This window comes from Massilia sp. DJPM01, assembly GCF_030348125.1.
Taxonomy (GTDB): domain Bacteria; phylum Pseudomonadota; class Gammaproteobacteria; order Burkholderiales; family Burkholderiaceae_D; genus Telluria_A; species Telluria_A frigida.
Window position 1 is genome coordinate 1 of the sequence record NZ_JAQOZV010000102.1, and the last position, 10,250, is coordinate 10,250.

At 56.0% G+C, this 10,250-nt stretch carries 10 protein-coding genes and 1 pseudogene; 8 read left to right on the plus strand and 3 right to left on the minus strand.

Going from position 1 to position 10,250, the window contains the following annotated elements; all coding sequences use genetic code 11:
- The 4 genes from PO883_RS33050 to PO883_RS33065 form a co-directional block, all read left to right on the plus strand.
- Positions 1 to 553 (plus strand): recombinase family protein (locus tag PO883_RS33050; protein ID WP_289313564.1); only part of this gene is annotated, 553 nt, incomplete at its 5' end.
- 1,023 nt (positions 554 to 1,576) lie between these two features.
- On the plus strand, positions 1,577 to 2,416 hold the full coding sequence (locus PO883_RS33055) for a hypothetical protein (protein WP_289313565.1): 840 nt from the start codon (positions 1,577 to 1,579) through the stop codon (positions 2,414 to 2,416).
- Positions 2,417 to 2,550: 134 nt separating this feature from the next.
- Complete coding sequence (locus PO883_RS33060) at positions 2,551 to 2,766, plus strand: DNA-binding protein (protein WP_289313566.1); 216 nt, start codon at positions 2,551 to 2,553, stop codon at positions 2,764 to 2,766.
- Entirely contained in the window at positions 2,763 to 5,696 is a 2,934-nt protein-coding gene (locus tag PO883_RS33065; RefSeq protein ID WP_289313567.1) for a DUF3987 domain-containing protein, read from the plus strand. Before PO883_RS33060 ends, PO883_RS33065 begins: the two co-directional genes overlap by 4 nt.
- 155 nt (positions 5,697 to 5,851) lie before the next feature.
- Here the strand turns inward: PO883_RS33065 and PO883_RS33070 are convergent, their stop codons facing one another.
- Positions 5,852 to 7,240 carry an integrase family protein gene (locus tag PO883_RS33070; RefSeq protein WP_289313568.1) on the minus strand — a complete coding sequence of 463 codons (1,389 nt, stop codon included), beginning with the start codon at positions 7,238 to 7,240 and terminating at the stop codon, positions 5,852 to 5,854.
- A gap of 313 nt (positions 7,241 to 7,553) precedes the next feature.
- Between PO883_RS33070 and PO883_RS33075 the strand changes: the two genes are divergently transcribed.
- Both PO883_RS33075 and PO883_RS33080 read left to right on the plus strand, forming a co-directional pair.
- Positions 7,554 to 7,751 carry a hypothetical protein gene (locus PO883_RS33075; RefSeq protein WP_289313573.1) on the plus strand — a complete coding sequence of 66 codons (198 nt, stop codon included), beginning with the start codon at positions 7,554 to 7,556 and terminating at the stop codon, positions 7,749 to 7,751.
- Positions 7,745 to 7,993 (plus strand): annotated as a pseudogene (locus PO883_RS33080) (SGNH/GDSL hydrolase family protein); the annotation flags it as partial. The gene PO883_RS33075 and the pseudogene PO883_RS33080, both read left to right, overlap by 7 nt.
- Before the next feature lie 367 nt (positions 7,994 to 8,360).
- On the opposite strand, the gene PO883_RS33085 reads toward PO883_RS33080, so the two are convergent.
- A complete protein-coding gene (locus tag PO883_RS33085; RefSeq protein ID WP_289313569.1) occupies positions 8,361 to 8,837 on the minus strand; it encodes a hypothetical protein in 477 nt (158 codons plus the stop codon).
- Positions 8,838 to 9,073: 236 nt separating this feature from the next.
- Between PO883_RS33085 and PO883_RS33090 the strand changes: the two genes are divergently transcribed.
- Complete coding sequence (locus PO883_RS33090; RefSeq protein ID WP_289313570.1) at positions 9,074 to 9,490, plus strand: DUF1249 domain-containing protein; 417 nt, start codon at positions 9,074 to 9,076, stop codon at positions 9,488 to 9,490.
- A gap of 91 nt (positions 9,491 to 9,581) precedes the next feature.
- Complete coding sequence (locus tag PO883_RS33095) at positions 9,582 to 9,971, plus strand: DUF1249 domain-containing protein (RefSeq protein ID WP_289313571.1); 390 nt, start codon at positions 9,582 to 9,584, stop codon at positions 9,969 to 9,971.
- 17 nt (positions 9,972 to 9,988) lie between these two features.
- Here the strand turns inward: PO883_RS33095 and PO883_RS33100 are convergent, their stop codons facing one another.
- Positions 9,989 to 10,114, minus strand: coding sequence for a hypothetical protein (locus PO883_RS33100; protein ID WP_289313572.1), 126 nt, complete (start codon positions 10,112 to 10,114; stop codon positions 9,989 to 9,991).
- Between the last annotated feature and the right edge of the window lie 136 nt (positions 10,115 to 10,250).

Consider the following 10,250-nt stretch of genomic DNA (forward strand, 5'->3'; position numbering starts at 1 on the left):
GTTCGCAAGTGAGCGCGGTTTACACATCGCGGCCTTTTACGTAGAAAATGAATCCGGCGCATCCCTGTGTCGCCCCGCCTTGTTCGAGCTGATCGCTGACGCAACCCCAGGCGACATTCTGCTGATCGAGCAGGTGGACCGTCTGAGCCGCTTGAATGAGTCGGATTGGGACGCCCTCAAACAGGCCCTGAGCGCCAAGCAGATTAAGGTAGTAGCTCTCGACCTGCCCACCTCTTGGATGATGGCAGCGCCCGCTGACGACTTCACAGCGAGGATGTTTTCCGCGATCAACGGCATGATGCTTGACATGCTGGCTGCGATTAGTCGAAAAGATTACACAACGCGCCGTGAGCGCGCGGCCCAAGGTGTACTGAAAGCAAAGGCTGCGGGCAAATATCAAGGACGAGTCGAAGACATCCACCGCAATCAGTTGATTCAGCGGCATCTCAAAGCGGGACAGTCGAGCTGGATCGAGATCATGGAACTTGTCGGCTGTAGCCGTGGTACGGTCGCCAAACAGGCTGCGCTCTTGAAGGCTGCGGAAATGGTATGAATCTGCTGTTCATTTACGACCTCGCTTACCGTTCGCCAACAACATGGCCGACCTGGGCAGAGCGCCAGCTTGCCGCCGTTTATATGTCAGATCAGGTAGTTCCGCTCTAACCACTTCCGCAGTGAGGCATAGTGAAGGTCCGTAAGGCTCGTTAAACGGGCCGTCAGACGTCGATGGTACTTGCGCCACTCGTAGAGCTGCCGAACAGGGATCATGGCCTCTGGGGTAGCTTCAAGCCTTCCCAAGAGCTTGTGCCGGGCCACCCGAGCGCGCTCCGTCGCAGTAGCGCCAGCGAGGAGCGATACCGCAGGTCATGGCAGTGACGGCAGGCCACCTTGGTGCTGACCAATACAAGGATTGAAAATTCCCCTCGTGCGCGCGAGGGCACTTCAAGAGCGGATACACTCGGCGGTTCATGCCCCGAAATCCCCTCACTTGCTCATCGGTATGCGCAGGAGAATCTCAGTGCCTTCTCCAAGGGTAAAGAGAATGCAGAAAGGCACCTGCGCGGCACCTCTGTCATAGGGGAGAGGTAAGTAATAAGTATAAATAATATATATACTTTCTCTACTTCTCCTCCCCCCCTTTCTCTGTGCTGCCTACTGACATGTTTGTGTTGATCCAAAGGCATTCAGAAAACCTCTACAAGCCCCCAAGTGCATACCTCCTGCCGGCATCAGCCACGCCGAGGCCATACCTTTCGCAACCGCCACCGTACGTTCGATATTGGTTTATGTAAGCGCCGTCGCACGCTCAGCTACCCGCCTGCTACTGCTACTTTAGCTACTCTGCTACCGTTCGGCGCGACTAGGCCGACGAGCTGCGACATTTTTTGGTCTGTATAAGCGCCTACACAAGCTCGGATACCCTGCTGCTACTGCTACTTTTGCTACGCCGCTACCGCTCGTGCGGGACGTGGCAGGGAGCCGCTACATTTGACGGCATCCCAAGGTACTATTTCTAACATTGACGAGTCATCCCACGCGCTGCTAACGTCGCCCCTTTCATTACTTGAATGTAGGCATGTTAGTTAACGAAATTTCTACTATTGGCGACGCGCTATGCGTGTTATTCGGTCTCACCGGTCGGACTTGGAGCGGATCGGAGTTCGCCAAGGAGGTTCTGCGGTTGCGGTTGCCGGTGTACGCACGCGCACCGATTGGCGCTTCGATTGTCTCCCGTACTCGTGTTGATGGCCGACTGGTTGAAACACCAGAGCCTGACCTCCCAGCAAACCTCGTGACGTTGCTGCAATACGAAATCGAAGAGCTGGTTTTTTCACCTGGCCCTGAAATCATCACGACCCGCCCGGCTTGGGTATATGGGGATGAACCGTACGAGCCTTGGGCCAAGATCAAGGCGTTCCGCGCGGCGAATCATCGCGTTCTCGCACATTGGGAGGTCGAGTGCGGGGAGTGGATGGGCGAGTCCGACAGGTACTTCTTCGCGCGCCCTGTTCAGGTCACAAACCACTCAACGCTTGTTGTGCCACGCTTCGTGATAGCTGAAATCGTCGAGGCCTATCGAAGCCGCAGCACGGACGCCGTGGCTGTGTCTGCGGAACCTGAGGTGAGCCATCCGGTTCCCACAGCGACCAAGGACCCGGCTGTAGAGTCCGAGGTGGTCGTTCAAGGCGCGATGGGGGCACCCAAGCCAGCCAAGGGGCGGACTTGGGATACTCATGCACTTCGTCGACTGTATGAGGAAAGTCGATTGTCCGGCGCAACTCATCTGAGGTTGGCCGAAGAATACGGCGTGTCGCGCCAGTTTATTGCCAAGCAAATACACAAGGCCAAGGACCAGTTCGAATTAAGAAAGGCCGATCCGTTCAGTGCGCTCCATTCATCTGTAAGGAAAAAATAGGTTGCCGGGGTTGGTTGCTGAAAATTGCGATACGCCCCGTCAATAAAGGCGGTCGTGGTTGCGGCAACCTTCGCCGCTGGTTGCTCTGCGTAGATTTTGTTGTCCCAGTATCCAATTAATTTCTAGGACCAACAATGACTACGCAAGTAACTTTCGCGGCACTCGCCGCTGAACCGCGCACCACCATCAGCACCATCGAGGCCGCATTTCATTTGGGCCGTAAGCCACAGACGCTGCGCAAATGGGCGTGCTACGAGGATGGGCCAATCCGTCCGGTGCGCATCAACGGTCGCCTCGCATGGCGCGTTGCAGACTTGCTGCGTGTACAAGTGGAAGGGAGTGCCAAATGACCACTGCCTGCGATATCGAGTTGGCCTACGCCGTTGAAACACCCGTGATGTCCCCATCCACGCCGGAGGCAATGCGCGCCCCATCGGTAAGCGGCACGGCTGTGGCGGTCGACGAGGGCTGCGACCCGCCTGTCGCGGCCGTGAATGCGACGGTCGAACAAGAAAAGGTAGGCGCATCAGTAGCTCCGTTGGTCCCTGATGACGGCGCCGATACGTCCTTGACGGAAGCCCCAAATGCAATCGTGCAGGTGGGGTCGATCTCGCACGACCTCGAAATCCCTAAGGCACTTCAAGAGGAGACGCCGGTTCCAATTCAGGACGAAATTGAAGTCAGTGTGGCAGGACCATTGCAGCCTGATTCGCCGTCCCCCCGCTCGGCCGTGGTAGCGCCCCCGGACGGGGCTACAGCCTTGAACGTGGGGGTCACGCCGGCGTTGATTGCGGAAACGGTCGCCGGGGCAAGCGAAGTAAGCGTGCCAAAAATGAATCCTACTGCCAATCCGGCGTTCGATTTCGCCATGAAGTTTGCTGCGCGTGACATCGCTGTATTTCCGCTGTTCGGCTTTGACGGTAAGAATTGCTCCTGTGGGAAACCGAGTGGCTCGCCTCATTGCACTCCAGGGAAGCACCCGCGTCAGTTGGCTTCCTTCAAGGGGGCAAGCATCAATACGGCAACAATCACTAGCTGGTTTACATACTATGGCCCTGTGAATTACGGCATCGCCACTGGCCGTGAAATCGCAAGCAGCGGCAAGATGGTCGTTGTCGTCGATATTGACGCCTATAAATTGGAAACCACCGATACCCTCGATGGCCTCGAACGCGCCGGCTACTTCTTCCCCGAAACCGCCGAAGTATTGACTGGTGGGGGTGGACGACATCTGTATTTCGTAGCCGACGTTGGCTCCCAATTCGACAAGACACTTGGACCAGGCATCGACATGAAGGGTATCGGCGGCTATGTGGTCGGCCCAGGTTCGATGCATGCGTCGGGATCGCGTTACGAGTGGGAGGCATCGAGCGACCTCTTCGAGGGGCAGGAGATCGCTCCCCTCCCGAATTGGATATACGAAAAATTCGGCAAGAAGCCAGCTGGTGTCACGCCTGCTACCCGTTCGGATTCCTCGATGGCGCGCCCCGCCGCCGACGTGTCCGAAGAGGAAATGGCGGAGTACAGAGCGGACCTTGAGCACATTTCCCCAGAAAATTACAGCACTTGGTGTACTGTCTTGATGGCACTGAAAAATCGCAGCAACTCCGAGCAGATGTTCGAGTTGGCCGACCGGTGGAGCAAGAAGGCAGGCTACAAAGATGTTGCCGATGTACGCAAAAAATGGGAGCACGTCACTGCTGATGGCGGTGTTACGATCAACAGCCTCAAGCGCCTTGCCGGTCGTGAGCGCGTCAAGGGCACCGATCTGAGCATGATTGTGGACGGACCTCTCCGCGCGCCCGAAGTTTTTGCGACAGCGGAGTGGGCCGAACCTGAGCAGATCGCTGCGTACGCGCCTGCCATTGATTATCCGCTGGATGCGCTGCCCGCAATCATGCAAGATGCTGTGAAAGAAGTACAGGACTTTACCAGGGCACCTATGGCACTGGTCGCCTGTTCGGCTTTGGCCAGCTTGTCCGTGGCCGCACAGGGCCTGTATGACGTACAGCGCGACGTAGGCCTGACCGGGCCAATCTCGCTGTATATCATTGCCATCGCAGAGTCCGGCGAACGCAAGAGTACGCTGGATAACTTCTTCATTAAACCAGCCCGTGATTTTGAGGACGCATGTGCAATTGCGGCGAAACCGGAACGCTTGAAATTCACCAGTGATGCCCAAGCATGGGAGGCGATAAACAAGGGCATTCTGGAGAAGATCGTTCAGCAAGCCAAGGAGACGAAGGACACCTCGACAAAAGAAGCTGAACTCGCTGCTCACCAGGCCGCTAAGCCCGTGGCGCCTGTAATCCCTAGGGTGATTTATGGGGACACGACACCGGAGGCGCTCACGCGTGGTTTGGCATTCGAGTGGCCTTCGGGTGGCGTCATTTCGTCAGAAGGTGGGGCAGTGTTCGGCGGACATGGAATGGGTAAAGACAGTCAAATGCGCAACATGGCCGTGCTCAATGAGCTGTGGGACGGCAAGCCCATCCGCATCGACCGTCGCACCTCCGAGTCCTATACCGTCAAGGGCGTGCGGCTCACCTTCGCGGTGCAAGTACAACCTGCTACGCTGAGCACATTCATGAACGGCTCCGGTTCTCTCGCGCGCGGGACCGGGTACATTGCCCGTTTTCTCGTTACGTACCCAGAGTCTACCCAAGGGACGCGCGCATACAAAAAAGCTCCTTTGCATTGGCCGTCATTGGACCGCTTCCGAGACCGGCTGGAAGAAGTCCTCGCAATTATGCCGGTAATTGAAGAGGGCGCGCTGAAGCCGTCGATGCTGAGCCTGTCGGAAGAGGCGATGGCGGCGTGGATTGATTTCTACAACCAAATCGAGGTTCAACTCGGAAAAGGCGGCGCCTTGTGCGATGTGCGCGATGTGGCAAGCAAGACCGCCGACAACGCCGTCCGTATCGCTGCGCTGTTCCACGTTCTGACAAATTCTCAAGGTCCCATCAGCGAAATGCACATTCGTGGGGCAGCTCGCTTGGCCGAGTGGCATCTGCACGAGTCTCAACGTGTGTTTGGTGGCGTGATGCTGTCGGCGGGCACCAGCGACGCCCAAAAGCTCGATGAGTGGCTCATCAGGCGCTGCAACGAAAACGGCATGACCGAGCTGCCAATGCGTTTCATCAATCAGTATGGCCCCACAGCGTTCCGCAAGAAATCGGCGCTCGTACCTGTTCTGGCCGAACTTGAGCGCCTTGGACGCGTTAAAGTCGGGGGTGAGCCTGCGCGTACGATCCGTGTTAATCCCGCCTTGTTGAACTAAGAGCCGCCGTGTCCGCCAGTGGGGGCCGCGCTACTGCTTTTCCTGCTACAACAGCTACAATAGACTGATCGTCTGAGCACTTGTAGCAGATGTAGCGAGTGAAGCAGTAGCATGGCGCTACGTCGTACGTTCCGGTTCGTCGTTCTCGACGCCTGTCATGCCACGGCCTTCAACAGAGGTACTGCTGGTGTGAGGGCAATCCCCGCTTGCCCCAACATCCACTCTTCGATCTTGACATGCCACATCCGCAGCAAATCAAGCGGCCGACGCCGATAGTGCTTCTCGGCGAGCGCGCTCGGCTTATGCCCCTGAATCTGAGCCACCACCCCGCTTGGCACCTCCACCCACTCCGCAAGCGTGCCAAACGAACGGCGTAGGCCGTGAAGCGAGACGTGGGGCAAGCCCGCGAGCTTAAGCGCCTGAGTGTGGGCAATGCGTGGTTCAGTGATGTGCTCGCTTGCTGAGGTCGGACTACTGAATACCCACTTATTGGTGCGTGGCAGCGCTGCAAAAAGCCGCATCAAGTACGGCGGTAGCGGAATTGTGCGCTTGCCGTCAACCTTGTCGCGGATCGTGATGCTGCTCCAGTTTGGATTCCACTCAACGTCCGCCCATTGGAGCATTGCCAGTTCGTTCCTGCGCGCTCCGGTGATGAGCAGACCTTGCAAATATGCCGAAATGATCGGGTTGCTTAGCTGCCGGACCGCTGCAAACCACCCAGCCAACTGTTCCCGTTGCAAACTGTCCCCGTCCTTCGTCTTGTTCGCCGGCACGATTTCCTTGACCTCATCAGCCAAGCAGCAATCTGCCTGTACTACTGCGCTGTACTGTGGATGTTTCGCGCACCACCGGATAAAGGTCCGAAACTTCCTGTAGGAATTATGGGCAAACGTTGGGCGCGTTGCGCACTCTTCCTCAAGCCATTCTTGGACCCTAATAGCGGTAATTGAATGCAGGGGGAGCTTGAGCAATGCCGCAAGAGGGGCGGGCTTCGTCTTCTTCTTGCCGATTTTCGGCTCTGCACCGCCCGGATTGGCTGCAATCGCATGGTCAGCACGGTGTTGGTCTCCCCACTTAGGGTGCGGCGCAGCCATATATACATCCCAAACGTCACGGGCAATGAGTTCACGTTTGCTGTGCTCCAGCGCAGCGATCTCCGCCAGCGCGAGGCGGTTTGCCTCGATGGCTACCGCTTTTGCAGCATCCCCAGCGATACGCTCGGCAGCAACCACGCGCGGATCAATGCCCCTGTTGGTCTGCATCTTGTACGCTACGGCCTCGCGTTGAGCATCATCAATAGAGTAGGTCGCTACGTCACCAATGGTGATGCGCAGCGTCTTGCCGTTCAGGCTGGTCTCGAAAATGTATGACTTGGCCCCTGAGGCAGTGACCCGTACTCCAAGACCGGGCGTCTTACCATCCCAGTAAATGCTCTGCTTTTTGCCCTCCGCGCATTGAAAAGCTTTAACGCGACCGGCTGTAAAATTATCCCACTTCATTTTGGTGTAGGGTTGGTGTAGGGAATTAATTGTAACGTGGTCCATATTTCGGCACAAGGATCAATAGTCATGCTCAGGATAAGTCATTGATACTCAATGAATAATCGAAAAAATCAACATTGGTCAACGGAAGTAAATGTATATTTGTTTGGCCTCCGAAGCCAAGGGTTGTGGGTTCGATCCCCGCCAGCCGCACCAATCAGACAATCAGTATTTCCCTTATGGTGAAATTGCCATTCAGGCAACGTCGACCAGCGGCCGGAAGCAGGCCTGTCCCCCCAATTTCCCTTTATTAACGACGCCGGCAAAGGGAAATCGTTGCTGCGTATCGTAGGCGCGGAGCTAGGTGGAATCGATCATGAAAAATTTGCTGAGTGTCCTGCTTTTATCCTTCACATTCAGCACCTTCGCGCACGGCGCGCAGATTGCGCATTGGAGCGCGTCCTGGACTGCGGCGCCCGATTCCCCAGGCCCTGCGCTGACAGCCCAAACCATCCGCCAAGTAGTCCGCACCAGCATTGCCGGGTCGAAAGTTCGCATCCGGCTCTCCAACTGAATGGGTGGATCCGTAGCTCTGGCGCATTTGACGCCGTTGTCGACTTCGACCTGGTCTTACGCGACCCTGCGCACCCCGGGCGGCTGCAGCCGGACTTCGACAGCGGCGATCATCTTCATCCCAGCGAGGCGGGTTACAAGGTGATGGCAAACACGGTCGACCTGCGCCTGCCCGTAGCGCAAGCGCAGCCCAGCGATGCCGGCCGAAAGACCATCCCGGCAGGGTCCGTCGCGGGGCGATAACTGCCTCATGAGGCCGGATGCAGGCAACCGGTCCCCCCATCCGCTTGGCCATTTTGAAAATTTGTCAAACAAGGTCAAAGCCGCGTAGAATACGGCTGCACGCGGGTGTAGCTCAATGGTAGAGCAGAAGCTTCCCAAGCCCCGCCATATCAAAAACAACCACTGTTCATGCGCTTCTTCGCTGCGTGAAAAATCTGAATAGCAAAAACTCCACCCAAAACAATGAGTTAACAGCCAGCATATTTTCGACCCCACCTTGGTCCTGAAAAGCTGCTGATGTGCTCGCAAAAGCTGTTGTTATTAAATTCAGCGAGTGACATCGACAGCTTCCTCCGAGAAAAGCTGACGTTCGGCGCAATCCATTGGCTCAATTGTCGTCTGAATCGTCCTCGTCGTCATCGCCGTCCCAATCTTCATCATCACCGAACTCCTTAGGTTTCACGCCCGTTTCGGACACGATGCATGGATATTCGATTTCGGGTTGCGCCTTTGTTTCTTTGCCCCGCTTGGTGATTTGAAAGCACCACGACGCGCCGAAGTCGTAAAAATAGTACAGCATCTTGTTCCTGGGCAGCGGGAAGACTTCGGATAACTTTATGTCCATAACGTGTGCATCGTCCTCGTCCCATTCGCCGTCCGGCGTGAACCACGTTCTCTTGCCGCGTAGGCCATTTGCGAGATAGAACTCGTCGAGGTGATCGCCCTCGAAATCGACCATCCCCAGGACGCACGATGCCAAGTCGCCTAGCGTCAACTCGACCGGCATCTCGATCACGAATTGATATGGTTCTTTAAGATACCTGCCGCCGACGCACTCGATGGACAAGGTGAAAATTCCGCTCATAACCTTTGCTCTCCAGCTTAGAAAAACGATGCACATCACCAGCGCCGTCCACCGAACGTGGACCGGCGGCGGGTGTGTGCGATGCTCCCGCGCGCGGCCTTCACACGTGGGTCGAAGGCGTGTATGCCAAGCGCTGGTAGCGGATTGTACGCAATGATCATTGATCTGGAAAAACCGTTGTCCGATGTGTCCTGAACAGGGATCGTGTTTGTATTCAACCCGACATGGATGCCAACATGAATATCTACCAGCAGAACTATCGCAAGCTCTTGGCGCTCGTGCCAATGCTGCATGAAATGGGGATCGCCGACAAGAATAAGGTGCCTGATTATGGAGCCTTGAATGTGGACGTTCTCTACCGGTTCAACGAAGTGTCGCTCATTTCGATCAGCCAGTATTGCGAGCACCCACTTGGGCACATGGTCGCCGATCCGTCGATGATGATCGCAGTGTCCACGGAGCTTGAAACCATCGAGGCGCTAATTTTCCAGAACCATCTTGGCGTGCGCCGAATTTACTTCGACGACAAGTCGGAATCTTGCGTATCGGTCAAACTGGAAATGAACAAATTTCTCGGGTGCTGGTTGGATGTGCTGCTGGAGGGTGGCTGCGTCGTTCATGGCGAGCTTTGCGTTCAAGGCCCGGACGCCTGAAAAAATCATTCTCAATTGCGGCATCGCCGTTGTCCACCATCGTGGGCCGCAGGAATAGTTTTGCCAACGAAACTATTCCTGCGATCCTGCCATGAACATCTACGAACGCAACTACAAGAAGCTGATTCAACTCATCCCAACGCTGCTCGAAATTAAGACGGCGGCCAAGCTGACCGCGCCAGGATTCATGAACCTGAATGTTGATATCTTGGATCGGCACCACAAGAAAATTGTGATCGCGCTCAGCCACTACTACAAACACCCTTCGGGCGACATGATCGCCGATCCTGACATGACGATGGCAGTCTACACCGAGACCGAGAGCGTGGAAGTCCTGGCGTACCAAGACTGCTTTGGCTACCGCAAGGTGTACAGCGAGGATGGCATGACGTTTTCGCCATCAACGAAGAAAGAACTAAATTCGTTCCTCGGCCAGTGGCTCACCAATTTGCTTGAGCAGGGCCACACGCTGGCGAAGTAGCCAGCGTGCGCCGCCCATCACTTCTTTTCGATCTTCGCGCGGATGAGCTGATAGTAGGTCGAAGCGCCAGCCGTCGATAGTTTGGCGTCGGCAACAAATGCGGTGATGATTTCCTTGCGCGTGATGCCTTTAGTTTTTTTCATGCGGATGAAAATCTCGGTAGCAATTTGCATCGTAACTATTCAGCCTGAGTGAACACGGCAATACGCTGTTGTAAACTATTGCCAATTGCCGCATCATGTCGGCATGCCACCGAAGCCACCCCGTCCCGATCTTACG